This is a genomic window from Paraburkholderia bryophila, from assembly GCF_013409255.1.
In the GTDB taxonomy this organism is placed as follows: domain Bacteria; phylum Pseudomonadota; class Gammaproteobacteria; order Burkholderiales; family Burkholderiaceae; genus Paraburkholderia.
This window is the reverse complement of sequence record NZ_JACCAS010000001.1, coordinates 517589-534738: the sequence shown is the minus strand read 5'-3', so window position 1 is coordinate 534738 and position 17150 is coordinate 517589. Positions and strand designations below refer to the sequence as shown.

Below are 17150 nucleotides of genomic sequence, written 5' to 3'. Positions count from 1 at the left end.
CTTCGCGGACATAGTCTGACTGATGTGTGGCCGGCTGACCCGGCTACAACTATCAAAGGAGACTTGCCATGCGTGCCTCAGATGTTATGACCAGCCCGGTCGTATCGGTGACACCCGAGATGACCGTGCGTGAAGTTGCCGGTATCTTCGCCGACCGTAAGATCAGTGGTGCGCCGGTGGTGGACGCCGCCGGCCATCTGGTGGGTATGATCAGCGAAGGCGATATGCTGCGCCGCGTCGAGCTCGGCACCGATCAACGCCCGCGCTCGTCATGGCTCGAGATGTTCGCGTCGGGCGAAAGCGCGCGAGACTACATCAAGGCCCACGCGCTGAAAGTGGCCGACGTCATGTCGACCCGCGTCGTTTCCGTCAACGAGGAAACGACGCTCGGCGAAATCGCCAACCTCATGGAAACACGCCGCATCAAGCGCGTGCCGGTCAAGAAAGAAGGCAGGCTCGTCGGCATTGTCAGTCGGGCCAATCTGGTCCAGGCGTTGGCCAGCGTGCCGGATGATCCGCTCACCGACACCACGTTGTCCGACGGCGAGATTCGCGCTGTCCTGATGGGCGAGTTGGCCGGTCGCAACTGGGGATTCGCCGGGCGCAACGTCGTGGTGAGCGACGGGGTCATTCATCTGTGGGGCGTGTTCCACTCGCTCGACGCCATCGAGGCCGTGCGCGTCGCGGCCGAAGGGATCCCCGGCGTGAAGCGGGTCGAGGACCATACGGAGCCTTATCCTGTGATGCCGGGTCTCTGACGGCACGTCGCGGCCATGTCGCGCCCGCGGCCAGCCGAAGCGCATCCTTCGACCGGTTCCGGGCCGTCATCTCACCAGTTGCTGGATGCGTCAATCGCCGCAGCGCTCTTGCTGAACCTTCGCCTGTTCGTACCAATGGGTCATGATTCGCCAGATCTGCGAAGCCGCTTCCGCAAAGCAGAACAGGTCCGTATCGTGCGCGGCGATCATGCCTTCGTCGACCAGGAACTCGACGTCGAAGGCCCGGCGCCAGAAGCGCTCCCCCACGGCGACCGCGCTTACTGAAAACCCGGCTGACCGATTTGCCCGGCACTTTGCGGAACGCGCTGCACCCGGTCGAGGTGGAAACCCATCCGGCCGATCCGGGCGCGCATCTCAGCATAGGTGGGGTCGTCCATCGCGGGCGTTCGCGAGAGCAGCCACATCATGTTGCCGTCGGCCATGCAGCGGATCGTGTAACGATAGTCCGGGTCCACATACGCGGTGACGACCACGACTTCGAACGGCCAGATCAGCTCCACGCGCCATTTCGTGTTGCCGGTGTCCGGCATTACCCTGGCCACGAAATGACTGCCCGTGACCGGCTGATCGAAGCCGTGACGCCGGCCGAGATAGTGGTCGTCGATTCGGCCGTCGCCGCGCTGCGTCCATTCGTCGTAGCTGCCGACATAATCCTGCTCACTCAGAAACGGCGTGTCCGCGATCACGTACCAGCGTCCCATGTAGCGCGCCAGATCGATGGGCGGCCCAGCGACACAGGCCGACTGCGGCGCTTGCGTATCGGCCGGGATAGCGGGAGCGTGTGCACAGCCGGCCATACAGATGACCAACGAAGCGGCGCATGCAAATGACTTGAACATAGGATCAATCCGGTTGGTTGGGCGTCACGCGCAAAGAGACGCTGTACGTCATATCGGTCAGTCGACCGCGTAGTCGTTGCATCAGTCTTTCCTGAGCCGAAAGATCAGCCAGGCGGCGAGACTCGTCAGCGCAAAGGCGATCAGCGTGACGATCCAGAACCCACGAGGGTCGTACCTCAACGGCACGCCGCCCACGTTCATGCCGAGGAAGCCGGCGATCAGATTGATCGGCAATGCAATGACCGTGACGGCGGTCAGAATGAGCACGCTGCGGTTGGTGTGCTCGGCAACCCGATCGGCGATTTCTCCTTCCAGCAGCTTGATTCGCTCCTGAAGCCCGGCCATGTCGCGCAGCGTCACCGAAAACTCCTCGGCTGATTGTCTCAGCGACTGCACATCGTCTTCATGCGCCCAATTCGGCGGCCGGTTGACGAGGCGGAACAGTGCTGCCGGCTCGGGTGCCAGCAGCCGCCGCAAACGCACGAGATCGCGGCGAATCCCGCCCAGCACAGGGCGTTTCGGCAGTTTCCCGGCAGCCAGCGTGTCGTCCACCTCATTGGCCGCCTGCGCCGCCGTACGGACGAGGTCCGCGAGCACATCGGCCTCCCCCTGCAGCAGGTGGATCAGCAGCGCCATGGGGCTGCGAAAGCGGGTCCCCGTGTCGACGACCTGCCTCAATTGGCTCACCGACCGCAGAGGGAGGCTGCGTACGCTTATCAGGCGGCGAGCGCCGACGGTCAGCCACAACGTCGCCACGTTGAGCGGTTGCTTGCGCGCGAAGTCATAGTCGACGTCGTTGAGCACGGCAATGAGGTTCTGGTTGTGATGCGTGATCCGGGTAGAGCGCGAGCCCTCTCTTAGCGTCTCGGCGAAAGCGTCCGGCAGTTGAACGTGCGGTAGCGGCCAACCTTCCAGCACGGTAGGCAGATCGTTGAAGTGCAGCCAGATGAATTCGCCATCTTTGTCATGCTGTCGATTGAGCCAGTCGGCCGCTGTATCCGCGTCGATTTCGCGACCCACGCCCTCGCTGGAGAAAACGTATCCGCGGTCCAGCGGGAACTGGCCGACCGTGCCCGCCGGCGACGCTTCCATGATCATGCCGTGCCCCATGTCGCCCGTTCCTGCCGCCCCCGTCATGACTTTGCCGACGGAACTGCCGCTCCTGCCGCAGCGGAGGCAGCGGGCCGACAGTCGAGCGCCGCTCTTTCGGCCAGTTCGACGCTTTGCAGGTAGACCGGCACCGTGCACGGCCAGCCGAGCGTGTCGCTGATCCGGCGGCGCAGCGCATCCGCGGCGGCGGGCTCACCGTGCGTAATGAAGGTTTGCGTGGGCGCCGGCGACATCGCCGTGAGCCACTCCAGTGTCTCGGCATAGTCCGCATGCGCCGATAGCGATGAGATCGACTCGACCTGTGCGCGAATCGGCACGTATTCGCCGTGAATCTTGATGGTCGGCTCGTGTGCGGCAATGGCGGCGCCGCGCGTGCCGGCGGCCTGGTAGCCGACCAGCGCGATCGTGTTGCGGTGGTCCGGCGCGTAGAGGCTCAGATGATGAAGAACGCGACCGCCCGTGGCCATGCCGCTGCCGGCGATGATGACCATCGGGCCATGATGCGCTGCGATGGCCTTGGATTGCTCGACCGTGCGCACCATGATCGCGGCCTGGTCCATGACGGCGGTTTGCGAAGCGGTTAAGCGATGCTCGTTCAGGTGGTGCCTGTAGAGATCCGTCACACCGGTGGCCATCGGGCTGTCCAGATACACCGGCACGTTCGCCATGCGGCCGGCTTGCTTGAGGTGCGCGATGTAATAGAGAATTTCCTGAGCGCGGCCCACCGCAAAGCACGGCATGACCACCACGCCGCCGCGCGCGAACGTTCTCTCGAATAGCGCGGCCAACTCCTGCTCGGGATCGGTTTCCGGATGCAGGCGGTCGCCGTAGGTCGACTCCACGACGAGATAGTCGGCATGCGCAAGCTTCATGGGCGGGCGCATGATCGGGTCGCCCGGCCGTCCGAGATCGCCGGAAAAGGCAAGCACCGTATGGCGCCAGCACAATACGACGCTGGCCGCGCCGAGGATGTGTCCGGCGGGCAGAAAGCGGAAGCTCAATTGCTCGTTCAGCGGCGTGGGCACATCGAACTCGCGCGGGACCATCAGCCGCAGCGCGTGCTGTGCATCGTCGAGCGTGTAGAGCGGCAGCGCCGGCTTGTGCTTCGAGAAGCCATGACGGTTCGCGAAGTCGGCTTCTTCTGCCTGCAAATGCGCGCTGTCGCGCAGCATGATGTCGCACAGGTCGGCCGTGCCGGGCGTGCAGTAGACGGGGCCGCGATAGCCGCTGCGCGCCAGCACGGGCAGATAGCCGGTGTGATCCAGATGCGCGTGGGTGAGGATCACGGCGTCGAGCGTATCGACCGGCGTGGGCAACGGGTTCCAGTTGCGCAAGCGCAGGTTTTTGGTGCCCTGAAACAGACCGCAATCGATCAGAATGCGCAGGCCCGCTCCTTCGAGCAGATATTTCGAGCCGGTGACCGTTTCGGCTGCACCCAGAAAAGTCAGCTTCATCATGCCCTCGCGCAGAACCCGCCGATTGCGGGGATGCATCCCATTGCACTGCATTTGCCTGCTGGCGCTTTGACATGGATCATCGAATGGGGGAGGGTGGCCGATTCAGTCGAGCGATTTGCGAAACCGCAGGACGCTGATGCCCAGCATGATCGCGCCGAGCAAGCCCATCGCGGCGAATTGCGGCCACAACACGTCGAAGCCCACCGCTTTGAGAAACACCGAGCGCAGCACGACTAGAAAATAGCGCAGCGGGTTGAACAGCGTAATCCACTGCATGATTTTGGGCATAGCCGCAATGGGGAAGGCGAATCCCGACAGGATAAAAAGCGGGTTGATCAGAAAGAAGTTGAGCGCGAACGCCTGTTGCTGCGTGCGCGAGAACGTCGACAGCAGCAAGCCGAGGCCGAGCGCCGCCAACAGGAACAGCGAGGCGCCCGCCAGCATCACGAGCGGGTTGCCGACGAACGGAACGTGAAACCAGCCGACACCGACCGCCGTGACCAGCGCGACGTCGGCAAGCCCGATCAGGAAGAACGGCACGGTCTTCCCGAGGATGAATTCGATCGGTCTGATCGGGCTCACCATGATCTGCTCCAGGGTGCCGATTTCCCGCTCGCGGACCACCGCGAACGCCGTGAGGCTCACCACCTGCATCAGCGTGAGCGTACCGACCACGCCGGGGATAAAAAACCAGCGATCGTCGATGGTGTCGTTGTACCAGGGGCGCTCGCGCAGCGCGACCGTCACGGCGGCCGGCGCGGCGCCGGCAGACTCGGGCCACGCGTCCTTCACCTGATCGCTCTGGAATTGCGCCACGATCTGGTTGATGTAGCCGAGCGCGATGAGCGCCGTGTTGGAGTTGGTGCCGTCCACGATGACCTGCAGCGGCGCGCTGCGGCCGTTGTACAGATACTGTGAGAACCCCGCGTGAATCACGATCGCCACGGAGGCGTCGCCGCTGTCGATGTCATGGGTCAGCGCGCGTTCGGAGCCGGCATGGTCCACGACATGGAACCTTCCGGTCGCCGCGAAGTGCGAGACGAGGTTGCGGCTCGCCTGACTGTGGTCGAGATCGAGCACGGCAAGACTCACGTGATTGACCGTGAACGTTGCCGCGTAACCGTAGACGACGACTTGCAGAAGCAGGGGCACGATCAGCCGGAACATGGCCCAGCGATCGCGCTTGAGCTCGAGAAATTCCTTCATCAGCATGACCTGCAGGCGGTCGAACATGACGAGCTAATCCAGGTGTTTGTGGAAGGCGCGCGCGGCCATCCAGATGATCGCGAGCGCATAGACGGCCAGCGCGAGGATCGGCGCGGCGAGCTCGGTCAGGGTGCTGCCTTTCAGGAACAGGGCGCGCAGGATGGTGATGTAGTAGCGTGCGTAGACCAGCAGCGTCGCGGCCTGGATCGGCGCGGGCATCTGGTCGATGGCAAAGGTGTAGCCGGACAGCATGCTGGTTGGCAGCATGGTCAACAACAGTGCAACCTGGCTCGCGCCGAGCTGACTGCGAATGTGGACCGAGACCAGATAGCCGATGCCGAGCACCACCAGGGTAAAGAGCGCGGTGGTGGCGAGCAGCGTGACGATGCTGCCGCGAAACGGCACGTGAAACCAGAACACGGTGCTGAGCAGGCAGAACGCCGCATTCGCGAGGCCGATCGCAAAGTACGGCAGCAGCTTGCCGAGCATGACTTCGAGCGCGGTGACGGGGGTGGAGATAAGCTGCTCCATCGTGCCGCGCTCCCATTCGCGCGAGACGGTCAGCGAAGTGAGCTGCGCGCCGACCAGCGCGAGAATCACCGCCACGATCCCCGGGATGATGAAGTTGCGGCTGTCCAGCCCTTCGTTGAACCAGACGCGCGCCTGCAGATCGACTACGCCGACTGCCTGTGGCCGCAGACCATGCGCCTGGTTCCAGCGGGACTGAAAGTCCGCGGTGGTCCGCGCGATCACGCCCTGCGCATAGCCAATGGCGATATTGGTGGTATTCGCATCGGTCGCGTCGAACACGGTTTGCACCGAAGCGATGCCGGTGGTCGTGAGTGCGCGCGAAAAATCCACCGGAATCGTGACCACGCCGGCGCACGTGCCACGGTCCATCGCATCGCGCAGCGAGCGTTCGTTGTCGAGCGGATGGACGGCCGAAAACCAACCCGACGCAACGAAGTTCTGCACCAGTTCGCGACTGATCTGGCTATGCGCCTGATCGTCGATGCACAGCGGAATGCGCCTGATATCCAGACTGACGCCATAGCCCAGCAGCACCATCTGCAGCAAGGGCATGAGCAGTGCGATCGCAAGGCTGCGCGGGTCGCGCCAGATCTGCAGCGTTTCCTTATGCGCCATGGCCAGCAGGCGTCGCAGGTTCATGGCGTAGTGTCTCCTTTGTTCGTGCGGGAGACGATCTGCACGAACACGTCCTCGAGCGAGGGACGAATCGGTCGGGGCGCCGTCGCATCGATATGGCGCTGCGCCAGCAGGAGCTGAAGACCGGCTTCTGCGGCGCCGCTGCGCATCAGCACATGCAAGCGGTCGCCGAAGATCGCGGCGTCGATCACCTCCGGCATCTCGCGCAAGGCGGCAAGGGCGGCGCCAAGCGGCGCGCAGACCAGTTCGAACAGATTGCCGCCGAGGTTGTGCGCGCGCAGGTCGCCTGGACTGCCGATCGCCACCAGCCGTCCCGCGTCGATCAGCGCGATGCGGTGGCAGTATTCCGCTTCTTCCATGTAGTGTGTGGACACGAGCACGGTGACGCCGCTCGCGGCCAGCTCGTGAATCAGGTCCCAGAACCGTCGGCGCGCTTCTGGCTCGACCCCGGAGGTCGGTTCGTCGAGAAACAGCACGGGCGGGCGATGCAGGATCGCGCAGCCGAGCGCGAGACGCTGTTTCCAGCCGCCGGCGAGCGTTCGCACGAGCGTGTCCTCGCGCCCATCCAGTCCTGCCATCGCGATAGCGCGGCGGATCCGTTCGTCGATCTCCGCACGGGGCACGCGGTAGATGCCGCAGAAAAAGCGCAGGTTTTCACGGCAGGTCAGGTCGCCATATAAAGAGAACTTTTGCGACATGTAGCCGATGTGCGCCCGCAGCGCCTCGGCCTGGGTGCTCACGTCGAAGCCGGCCACCGAGGCCTGTCCGGCGCTTGGCGAGAGCAGTCCGCACAGCATGCGAAGGGTTGTCGATTTGCCCGCGCCATTGGGACCGATGAAGCCGACCACTTCGCCTTTGCCGATGCACAGGTCGAGACGATCGACCGCGGTGAACGCGCCGAAGCGTTTGGTTAGGCCCGCCGCCTTGACGACCGGATCGCCGGGATCGCTCATGCCGCGCTGCCCGACCCGACGAGCGCGACAAAGACGTCTTCGATGCCTGGCTCGACGGGCGTAATCGTCGCGGGTCCGATGGCTCGGCTGGCCAGCCGCGCAGTTATCTCCGGCGTGCGGCGCGCTGCGTCGTCGACTCGCACGTGCACGCGGTCGCCCATCAGCAATGCGCCCAGCACGCCTGGCGCATCGACGAGCGCATCGTGCACCGCGCGCGGATCGGCCGCGGCGATAGCCAGCAACGCGCCCGGCATGGCCTGCTTGAGCCGCGCCGGCGTGTCGCATTGGCGGATCTCGCCGGCATGCAGCAAGGCGAGGCGCGAGCAGCGTTCAGCCTCGTCCATATACGCCGTGGACAGCACGATCGTGACGCCGCTTTCACGCAGGTTGTACAGAATCTCCCAGAAATCGCGGCGCGACACCGGATCGACGCCGGTGGTCGGTTCGTCGAGCAGGAGCACGCGGGGGGTGTGGATCAACGCGCAGACGAGACCGAGCTTCTGCTTCATGCCGCCGGATAACTGGCCGGCCAGGCGCTGCCTGAACGGGACGAGGCCGGCGGCCTCGAGAAGCTGGCCGCTGCGCTCGCGCTGCGTTTTGCGGGGCACGCTGAACAGTTCGCCGTAGAACGCGATGTTCTCGGCGACCGTCAGGTCCTCATACAGGCCGAATCGCTGCGGCATGTAGCTGAGTGCCGCCTTGGCGCGTTCGGGCTGCGCCACGACGTCGATATTGTCCAGCCGGATCTCGCCGGAATCCGGGCGCAGCACCCCCGCGAGCATGCGCATGATGGTGGTTTTGCCCGCGCCGTCCGGCCCGACCAGTCCGAAGATTTCCCCTCGCGCGATGTCGACGCTGACGCCGCGCACGGCATGCACGGCGCCGAAGCTGCGCACCAGCGCATGCGCGTGGATCGCGACGGACGACGGCGCAGCGCTCATTGGCCGGGCGCCAGCAGTGCGATCGATCCATCGGCGGGCATGCCCGGCAGCAGTTCGTGCGTTGGGTTGTCGATATCGACGCGAATCCGGTACACCAGCGTGACCCGCTCCGCGTGCGTCTCGACCGTCTTGGGGGTGAACTCGGCCTGGGGAGAGATGAAGCTGATACGGCCGCGATAGGTCTTGCCGGGGTAGGTGTCGGTCGTCACGTCGACGGCCTCGTGCAGACGAACCTTGCCGATATCCTGTTCGTTCACGTAGGCGCGCAGCCAGACATGATCGAGTTCGTCGAGCGTAAAAATCGCGACGCCGGCCCCCGCAAGCTGGCCGAGTTCGGCTTCTCGCACGGCGATCACGCCGTCGAACGGGGCACGCAGCACGGTATAGGACAACATCACCTGGTCGAGCTTGAGCTTCGCGTCGGCCGCCGCCTGATTGGCCCGCGCCAGGGCGATGTTGTTGCGTGCGACGTCGACCAAAGCGCGATCGTGCGCCAGCGTGGCGGCGGATTGCCGCGCGGCGGTGAGGGCGAGGTCGCGTGCCTGCGTGGCGACCGCGTTGCTTTTCAGGAGCGTCTCGTCGCGGGCGAGATCGAGCTGCTTTTCGGCCAGATCGAACTGGTCGCTGACGACGCTGTTCCGGGCGGCGGCCAGGGTGCTTTCGTTCGCGCTGATCTGCGCGGTGGCGACATCCAGATCGGTGCGATCGATTTCCGTCTGCTGCCGGTACAGGCTATCGTCGAGCCGCGCGAGCACGGTGCCGCGTTGCACGTAAGCGCCTTCGTCGAACGGCAGATTGACGATCTGCGCCTGCACCTGCGTGACGCTCAGCACGCTTTCGTGGGCTTCGATGTTGCCGGACACGATGACGTGACTCGTGTCCGCGGAGGGGCCGAACAGCGTCGACCAGCGCCACGCGCCATAGGCGCCGATAGTGGCGACAAGCAGCGCTAACGCGAGCAGGATGCGCAGGCGGCGTGTGGATAACGTCATGTGCAGTTTGTCGAACATCGTCTTGTCGTGTCCCTGGTGTGGTGAAACCAGCGGCATCGCAGCACGACTACTTACCACCGGTGACGCGCGTGCCGGCTGTCCCGCGGGCGAGCTGTTCGATCTGGTCGAGCGAACCGATGACGGCCGGTCGTCCCGTGCGTGACGCGAATTCGCAGGCGGCCTCGACTTTGGGCCCCATCGTGCCCGCGGGAAAGGACATGGCCCGGAACTCCGCTACCGTTATCTCACCGAGTGCGCGTTCCTGAGACGTGTGCCAGTGCTCGTAGACCGCGTCGACGTCGGTGGCGATCAACAGCAGATCCGCGCCAACGTTCGCGGCCAGCAGCGCGCAGCACAAGTCTTTGTCGATCACCGCTTCGACGCCGGAGCGTGTCTTGCCGTCGGCGGCGACCGTCACGGGAATGCCGCCGCCTCCCGCTGCGATCACCACCGCATCGCGCTCCAGCAACCATTGGATCGGCTGCAGTTCCACGACGCGTTGCGGCTTGGGCGACGCGACGACGCGCCGATAGCCGGCGCCGTCGGCTGCGATGGTCCAACCGTAGCGCCCGGCAAGGCGTTCGGCGTCCTCTTTCGCATAGACAGGACCGATCGGCTTGGTCGGATGGCCGAACGCGGGATCGTCGGCGTGCACTTCGACGCGTGTGAGCAAGGTGGCGACCTCGCGGCCCTTTGGCAGGGCGTTGGATAGCTCCTGTTCGAGCAGGTATCCGATCATGCCTTCGGACTCGGCATCGAGTACGTCGAGCGGCGTGGCGCCGGGAGCGTCCTCCGCCGCGGCCTGCAACGCGAGCAGGCCGACCTGCGGGCCATTGCCGTGCGCGACGATCAGTTGATTGCCGGGAGCAAGACGCGCAATCTGGGCCGCGGCTCGACGAATGTTGGCGATCTGGTTGGTCACCGTCATCGGCTCGCCGCGCCGCAGCAGCGCATTGCCGCCGAGTGCGATCAGGATACGCAAGGTGTTCTCCTATCCGAGGGTCGCCACGAGCACCGCCTTGATCGTATGCATGCGGTTTTCAGCTTGCGAGAAGACGATCGATGCGTCCGATTCGAAGACTTCGTCGGTGACTTCCAGCTCTGCCAGACCAAACCGCTCGTGAATTTGCCGGCCCGTCTCGGTTTCGAGGTTGTGGTATGCAGGCAGGCAGTGCATGAAGCGCGTGCGGGCTTTGCCGCTGGCCTTCATCAACGCGGCATTGACCTGATAGGGCTTGAGCAGCTCGATACGGGCGCCCCAGGCGTCCATCGACTCGCCCATCGACACCCACACGTCGGTATAGAGAAAGTCGGCACCGTCGACGCCTGCCTGCGGGTCTTCGACGATCGTCACGCGCGCACCCGTGCGTTCGGCGAGGCTGCGCATCTGTGCGATCAGGTCGTCGTTGGGCCACAGTTCGCGCGGCGCGGCAATCCGCACGTCCATGCCCATCTGCACGCCGCCTATCAACAGGGAATTGCCCATGTTGAAACGCGCGTCGCCGAGGTAGCAGAACGACAGTTCATGCAAGGGCTTCTCGCCGAACTCCTGCATGGTGAGCAGATCGGCGAGCACCTGGGTCGGGTGGAATTCGTCGGTCAGGCCATTCCAGACCGGCACGTGCGAGTAGGTGGCGAGATCTTCGACCACGGTCTGATGGAAGCCGCGATACTCGATTCCGTCGTACAGGCGTCCGAGCACGCGCGCGGTGTCCTTGAGCGACTCTTTACGGCCGAGTTGGGAGCTCGCCGAATCGATATAAGTCACATGCCCGCCCTGATCGTGGACCGCGACCTCGAACGCACAACGCGTACGGGTCGACGTTTTCTCGAAGATCAGTGCGATATTTTTTCCAGCCAGTTTCGGTACCTCATTGCCCGCGTACTTCGCCCGTTTCAGCTCGGCGGCCAGATCGAGGAGAAAGCGGATGTCGCGGGGCGAGAAGTCCTGCATGTTGAGCAGGCTCCGGTTGCGCAGATTGAATGCCATGGCAGATGATCCTCAGCGTGTGGGGGGAGTCAGACAGGGTCGCGTTCCAGCGGGCACGTCATGCAGTGACCGCCGCCGCGACCGCGGCCCAGTTCGCCGCTCGGAATCGTGATCACTTCGACGCCGGCCTTGCGCAGCAAGGTGTTCGTGTAGACGTTACGGTTGTACGCGACCACGAGACCGGGCGCGAGCGCGATGACGTTGTTGCCGTCGTCCCATTGCTCGCGCTCGGCCTCCCACTCGTCGCCGCCAGTGGCGACGGTGCGCAGCGTTTTCAAGCCGATTGCGTTCGCGACGACATCGAGGAACGGGGCGGTTTCCGCGCGTACGTCGAGTTGCCCGGGTCGTTCGCCGGGGCGCAGGCTGGTGCAGCGAATACGGTCGACCACCTGCGGGAAAATCGTGACGAGGTCGCGGTCGCAGAACGTCAATACGGTGTCGAGATGCATCGCGCCGCGGGAGCTGGGCAACTGGGCGGCGATCACGTGCTTGACCGACTCGCGGGCGAAAAGCGCGCGCGCCAGTTGAGCGACCCCTTGCGGCGAACTGCGCTCGCCCATGCCGATCAGAACGACATCGCGCGACAGTGGCATCACGTCGCCCCCCTCGAGCGTCGCGCCGCCGTGATCGACGTCGGGGTCTCCCCACCAGATGCGTGCCCCGTCATTGAAGAGCGGATGAAAGCGATAGATGGCGGCGCTCAGCAACGTCTCCTGGCGGCGGGCCGGCCAGTACATCGAGCCGAGCACGGCGCCGTCGTTGATCCAGCAACTGTTGTCCCGCGTAAAGAGCGCGTTGGGCAGCGGCGGCAAAAGAAAGCCCGCGTGATCCACGCAACGCGCCAGCAGGCCGGCAGGCTCGAACGGCAACTCGCCGCGCACAATGCCGCCGATCAGGCGCATGGCGAGTTCTTGCGGCTTCATCTCGTCGAGCCAGGGACGCAATTGCGCGGACAATTCCGCGTCAACGGTGCCGGGCGATAGTTTCCGATCGAGCACCCAGTCGCGCGCCTGCCGATCGCGGAGAATTTCCGCCAGCAGATCATGGGTGTCGACGACGTCGATTCCATGGTCCTGCATCGCACTGACGAACGCATAGTGGTCGGTTTTTGCCTGCGCGACCCACAACACGTCGTCGAACAGCAGTTCCCGGCAGTTGAGCGGAGTCAGGCGTGCCTGGGCCAAGCCCGGCTTGCACACCATGACCTTGCGCAGCGTCCCGACTTCGGAGAAAACGCCGAATCCCATGATAGATTCCTTGTCGGTTAAAGACCGAGTGCACCGCTCGACAGCAGCCACGCGGCAATCGCCGCCAGCACGACTAACGCGACCAGCACGGCGGCTTCGAATGGTTTGAACAGACGCGCATGCTGTTCGCGTTTGGCCCAGCCATACAGGACGACGCCAGGCGCGTAGAGCAGGGCGGAGAGCAGCAGATATTTGGGGCCCGCTGCGTACAGCAGCCAGCAGCAATAGACCGTGGCCAGCGCGCCGATCAGCATGTCGCGCCCACGTGCCGAATCGCCCGCCGGATAGTTTTCGCCGGCGACGGCGATGCGGGTCGCGTACACCGCCGAAAAGAGGTACGGGACCAGGATCATCGACGTCGCGAGCGAGATCAGTGCCTGATAGGTCGCATTGGAAACCAGCGTGATGAGCAGGAAAAGCTGAACCAGCCCGTTCGTCACCCAGAGGGCATTGGCGGGCACGCCGTGGGAGTTCTCACGCGCCAGGAACTTCGGCATGACGCCGCCATTCGCCGGCGTGAACAGGGTTTCTGCCGCGAGCAGCGTCCAGGCGAGCAGGGCGCCGCCGACCGAAACCAGCAGCCCGATACTGATCAGCACTGCGCCCCAGGTGCCGACGGCCTTGTCCAGAACGCCGGCCATCGAAGGATTCTTCAGCGCGGCGAGATCGCCCTGCGGCACGATACCGAGCGACAGCAGCGACACGGCCATCAGCAACAGCAGCACGACCGCGAAACCGGCCACCGTGGCACGGCCGACGTCTTCACGACGTTGTGCGCGCGCAGAAAACACATTCGCGCCTTCGATCCCAATGAACACCCAGACGGTGATTAGCATCGTGCTCTTGACCTGGGTGAACACCGTGCCGAGTTTCGGATTGCCCCAGAAGTCCTGCGTGAAAACATGACTTCTGAAGGCGGCCAGGGCAAGCACGATGAAGAGCAGCAGCGGGATGATCTTGGCGACGGTCGTGATCGCATTGAGGACCGCTGCGCCGCGAACGCCGCGCAGGATCACGAAGTGCATGGCCCAAAGGACGATCGATGCACCGAGCACCGCGGCGCGCGTATTACCGTCGCCGAAAATCGGGAAGAAATAGCCGAGCGTGCCGAAGACGATCACCAGATAGCCGACATTGCCGAGCCACGCGCTCACCCAGTATCCCCACGCCGAATTGAAGCCGACGAACTCTCCGGCACTTGCACGCGCATACGCGTAGATGCCGTTGTCGAGATCCGGCTTGCGGGTGGTCAGGGTCTGGTAGACGAGCGCCAGCATCAGCATGCCGACGCCGGTGATCAGCCACCCGATCAGCACCGCGCCGGCGCCGGCGCCGGAGGCCATGTTCTGCGGAAGGGAGAAGACCCCGCTGCCGATCATCGAACCGATGACCAGGGCGGTCAGCAAGCCGAGCTTCAATTGCTTCGGTGCGCTCGACGCGATCGGCGCCTGTGCGGAGGATGGGACGGGTGCGCCTGTCAGGTGATCTGCTAAATTTTTCATGACGACCTCTGGGGTCTGGAGACGCATGGATTAAGTCACAGCAACTCCCCGGAACGATTGATCTGGATCAGCCTTCGCCGACCGCGGGCGCTGGCGGGCATGCTTCGCATGTGGGTCACCTTTAGGCTGCCTTTGCGCGCCGGTGTTCTCCTAAACGACATCGGGCCGCGAACAGGACGTCGCATCCCGGATATCGCGGAGCAACGGGGTTGCTTCCCAACAATGGTTCACCGCAAAGCAGGGCGATGAACGGTTTGCCGGGTTTGCGAAGCGGTTTCGCAACGCGCTTCATGATTGACGTACGGCGGGCGGATTGCATGCCTGGCATGCGCTTGATCTGGATCATGAAGGGTGCCACGGACACCTCTATTCTGTTCACACGGACTGCGATCGAATTGCTGAAAGCGGCACCCGACCTGTGAAGAGGACGCTGGACCGAGTTCGTCGGGAAAGCGATCCGGACTTTCGGCCATTTCCAGCCCATTTCTGGCTCGAACAGGCGCAGCAGAAGGGCGCCTTGCATCGTCTTTATTGGCCATCGACCGTCCGGACCTCGACGGGCGCCGGCAGACTCTGCAGGTACATGTGAAACACGTGAAGCTTGCCGCTGTTGTCGTCTACATGGTTTCGCAGTCTTGCGTACGCATCGCCTGCGCGGGTTGGTGACTGAAATCAACGCATATGGCGAAGACGTTGCGGTGGTCCTCGCCAATGCCGTTTCCGGGCACAAGGCCGATCGCGTTGTGATCGGCACGCGGCCGCCAAGGCGTGTGCCGGGTCCTGTTGGGTAATGGCGTGCCCGACCGGAAATTGCGGGCAAGCCAGCCATGCTCTGAGCGTCGGCTCGCCCGAGTCAGCGCTGGCAAGGTTATGGCGACATGAACGTTTTAAGGCGCTTGCGGTTGCCCCGGATCCATCGGGGCGGCGCCAGACGTATCGCTCCTTGCCAGGAGTCCAGTCGAATCGCAAACCCTCTACTTACCCTGCAAGGAACAGCTATGAATGCCGATACTGTCAGCAAACTGCTTTCTGATTTTGACGACCTCGCCTCGAAAAGCGAGGACGCCAACGTTCAGTTCCTGATTCGCGCGATAAAGCTTCATGCCGAGCTCGCCGATGCCCGGCTCGCCGCACTGGAGCAGGCCATGCTTGCGCTGTCCCGGAAGTGAGCAAAGCTGCGGGATACCGGCGTGGCCGCAGGTACATGCTGCGGCCACGTCTTTTGTATCGCTCGATAGAGCACGGGTTAATCGAGCCTCGGTACCACGTGCGCATCGACGCTGCCGCCCTTGCACGGTCTTGATACCGCGGTTGGACATCTTATGGTCGGTGGCGGCGTGGAATCCACAGCCCGGCCTCACGCATCCAGCGCCACACGGTTTCCTTAGCCAGCGTCACGCCGGAAACGCCCAGCATGGCATCAGCTGCAAAACACGACATCTGTATCTTGCTGAAACACGACATTCGCATATTGCCGCCACAGACAGACAGATGGTTGATAATTTATATTATGTCAAATAACGCCGCTATCAAGCACACTCCGCCTCCTGCTTTTTCCGATTCGGCGTGAGCACCTGCATCTTGATCCGCAGCAAACATACGAAACCGCACTCAACCCTGCTTGCGGCGTAGTTTGAAGCTTTCGAGCAACTCGAACGCTGCCATGCCCGCGAGCATCGCCGCGACGAATCCCCACGCCTTGGGGAAACCGGCGCCCAGCGCCACCAGCGCAGGCCCGGGACAAAACCCGGCAAGGCCCCAGCCCACGCCGAACACCGCGCTTCCCAGCAGCAGCCTTGCCGTAACGGCACTAGCGGGTGGGATCAGCATGGGTAAGTCCAGCAGCGATCTCCGACGGCGCCTCGCAAGTCCGAACGCGATCGAGCCGACGGCTATCGCACCGGCCATCACGAATGCAAGCGACGGATCCCACTGTCCGGCGATGTCGAGAAACCCCAGCACCTTCGCCGGATTGGCCATGCCCGAGACAATCAGCCCGACGCCAAACAGTAGCCCCGAAATCAATGCGGTAAGCCAAACCATCTCAGGCTCCCAGTAGATGTCGGATCACGAACACGGTCAAAAAACCACTTGCCATGAATGTCGCCGTGGCGACGAGCGAACGGATCGAACCACGCGAGATCCCGCAGACGCCATGGCCGCTTGTACAACCACTCGCATAGCGCGTACCGAGACCAACCAGAAAACCCGCGATCAGTATCTCGCTCCAACCGGCCTGAATGTCCGCTGCAAGCGGTCGTCCGAACCAGCTTGCGAGCGCAGAGGCACTGACCAGCCCCGCAAGAAAAGCGATCCGCCATCCCGCGTCGGCCCGCTGCTGGCCCAGCAGGCCGCCGAGAATGCCACTGATACCGGCGATGCGTCCGTTGAACAGAACCAGCACCGCAGCCGCGGCGCCAATCACCAGGCCACCGGTCAGCGACCCACCGGGCGTGAAGCCCGCAAAATCAATCGACATACCTACTCCTCTTCATTGGACGCAGAGGTCTTGCGATGTGCTCGCAAGCCGATCGGTCAGTTCGCGCCTCACCTGCCCTGCGCGGTTCGCTACGCCATGGTCTGCAAGCATAACTTGGACGGCGGTTTTGATTCACGTCAATCGGCTTGTCTCGAAGGATGTCCGAGCAGGCGGTCTCCTGACCCTGCCCGTTTGAGGTGCTCCAGGTAACGATCGATTCCGGAGCCGCTTCCGGCAAGGTTGCTGGCAACTTTGGCCGCGTCGCCCACCTGAGATGTTGTCGGGGGCGTAGCGCAACAGACGAGACACAACCGCAAGTACGGGTTTCGCAGTCAGGCGATCGGCGTCATCGAGAACAAGGAAAACGTTCCGTCCACAATTGACGTTGCCGACGTCGTCCGCGACAACTTTACGCTCGAATCTTCCGTTCGCGTGAAGACCTGCGATTCGACGGAGTCGAACTGGGCACGCACACGCGTCGCGGCCAC

The 17150-nt window shown here is 63.7% G+C and carries 17 protein-coding genes; 2 read left to right on the top strand and 15 right to left on the bottom strand.

What is annotated here, in order from left to right:
* The first annotated feature begins 68 nt into the window (after positions 1–68).
* Entirely contained in the window at positions 69–758 is a 690-nt protein-coding gene (locus tag GGD40_RS02325; protein WP_179704553.1) for a CBS domain-containing protein, read from the top strand.
* Between the two features lie 90 nt (positions 759–848).
* On the opposite strand, the gene GGD40_RS02320 is transcribed toward GGD40_RS02325, so the two are convergent.
* The 13 genes from GGD40_RS02320 to arcD form a co-directional block, all read right to left on the bottom strand.
* A complete protein-coding gene (locus tag GGD40_RS02320) occupies positions 849–1025 on the bottom strand; it encodes a hypothetical protein (RefSeq protein ID WP_179704551.1) in 177 nt (58 codons plus the stop codon).
* Positions 1026–1036: 11 nt separating this feature from the next.
* Positions 1037–1618 (bottom strand): lipocalin family protein, encoded by a 582-nt coding sequence (locus tag GGD40_RS02315; protein ID WP_179742684.1) that lies wholly within the window; start codon positions 1616–1618, stop codon positions 1037–1039.
* Positions 1619–1699: 81 nt separating this feature from the next.
* Positions 1700–2728 (bottom strand): transporter, encoded by a 1029-nt coding sequence (locus GGD40_RS02310; protein WP_257030320.1) that lies wholly within the window; start codon positions 2726–2728, stop codon positions 1700–1702.
* A 23-nt stretch (positions 2729–2751) separates the two neighbouring features.
* On the bottom strand, positions 2752–4182 hold the full coding sequence (locus GGD40_RS02305; protein ID WP_179744845.1) for an MBL fold metallo-hydrolase RNA specificity domain-containing protein: 1431 nt from the start codon (positions 4180–4182) through the stop codon (positions 2752–2754).
* A gap of 105 nt (positions 4183–4287) precedes the next feature.
* Positions 4288–5418, bottom strand: a complete 1131-nt coding sequence (locus GGD40_RS02300; RefSeq protein WP_179742683.1) for an ABC transporter permease — start codon at positions 5416–5418, stop codon at positions 4288–4290.
* 6 nt (positions 5419–5424) lie between these two features.
* Positions 5425–6561 carry an ABC transporter permease gene (locus GGD40_RS02295; RefSeq protein ID WP_179704545.1) on the bottom strand — a complete coding sequence of 379 codons (1137 nt, stop codon included), beginning with the start codon at positions 6559–6561 and terminating at the stop codon, positions 5425–5427.
* Positions 6558–7511 carry an ABC transporter ATP-binding protein gene (locus GGD40_RS02290; protein ID WP_179742682.1) on the bottom strand — a complete coding sequence of 318 codons (954 nt, stop codon included), beginning with the start codon at positions 7509–7511 and terminating at the stop codon, positions 6558–6560. Before GGD40_RS02290 ends, GGD40_RS02295 begins: the two co-directional genes overlap by 4 nt.
* The gene (locus GGD40_RS02285) at positions 7508–8452 is read right to left on the bottom strand and encodes an ABC transporter ATP-binding protein (RefSeq protein ID WP_179704541.1); all 945 of its coding nucleotides are present in this window, start codon (positions 8450–8452) and stop codon (positions 7508–7510) included. Before GGD40_RS02285 ends, GGD40_RS02290 begins: the two co-directional genes overlap by 4 nt.
* Entirely contained in the window at positions 8449–9462 is a 1014-nt protein-coding gene (locus GGD40_RS02280) for an HlyD family secretion protein (protein WP_257030319.1), read from the bottom strand. Before GGD40_RS02280 ends, GGD40_RS02285 begins: the two co-directional genes overlap by 4 nt.
* Before the next feature lie 49 nt (positions 9463–9511).
* The gene (arcC, locus tag GGD40_RS02275) at positions 9512–10426 is read right to left on the bottom strand and encodes a carbamate kinase (RefSeq protein ID WP_179742681.1); all 915 of its coding nucleotides are present in this window, start codon (positions 10424–10426) and stop codon (positions 9512–9514) included.
* A 9-nt stretch (positions 10427–10435) separates the two neighbouring features.
* Positions 10436–11434, bottom strand: coding sequence for an ornithine carbamoyltransferase (argF, locus tag GGD40_RS02270; protein ID WP_179742680.1), 999 nt, complete (start codon positions 11432–11434; stop codon positions 10436–10438).
* A 29-nt stretch (positions 11435–11463) separates the two neighbouring features.
* Entirely contained in the window at positions 11464–12681 is a 1218-nt protein-coding gene (locus tag GGD40_RS02265) for an arginine deiminase (protein WP_179742679.1), read from the bottom strand.
* A gap of 17 nt (positions 12682–12698) precedes the next feature.
* Positions 12699–14183, bottom strand: a complete 1485-nt coding sequence (gene arcD, locus GGD40_RS02260) for an arginine-ornithine antiporter (protein WP_179704533.1) — start codon at positions 14181–14183, stop codon at positions 12699–12701.
* 998 nt (positions 14184–15181) lie between these two features.
* On the opposite strand from arcD, the gene GGD40_RS02255 reads away from it, so the two are divergent.
* Positions 15182–15352 carry a hypothetical protein gene (locus GGD40_RS02255; RefSeq protein ID WP_179704529.1) on the top strand — a complete coding sequence of 57 codons (171 nt, stop codon included), beginning with the start codon at positions 15182–15184 and terminating at the stop codon, positions 15350–15352.
* Between the two features lie 442 nt (positions 15353–15794).
* Here the strand turns inward: GGD40_RS02255 and GGD40_RS02250 are convergent, their stop codons facing one another.
* Both GGD40_RS02250 and GGD40_RS02245 read right to left on the bottom strand, forming a co-directional pair.
* A complete protein-coding gene (locus GGD40_RS02250; RefSeq protein WP_179704527.1) occupies positions 15795–16226 on the bottom strand; it encodes a DUF6691 family protein in 432 nt (143 codons plus the stop codon).
* A gap of 1 nt (position 16227) precedes the next feature.
* Positions 16228–16662 carry a YeeE/YedE family protein gene (locus GGD40_RS02245; protein WP_179704525.1) on the bottom strand — a complete coding sequence of 145 codons (435 nt, stop codon included), beginning with the start codon at positions 16660–16662 and terminating at the stop codon, positions 16228–16230.
* Positions 16663–17150: the final 488 nt, after the last annotated feature.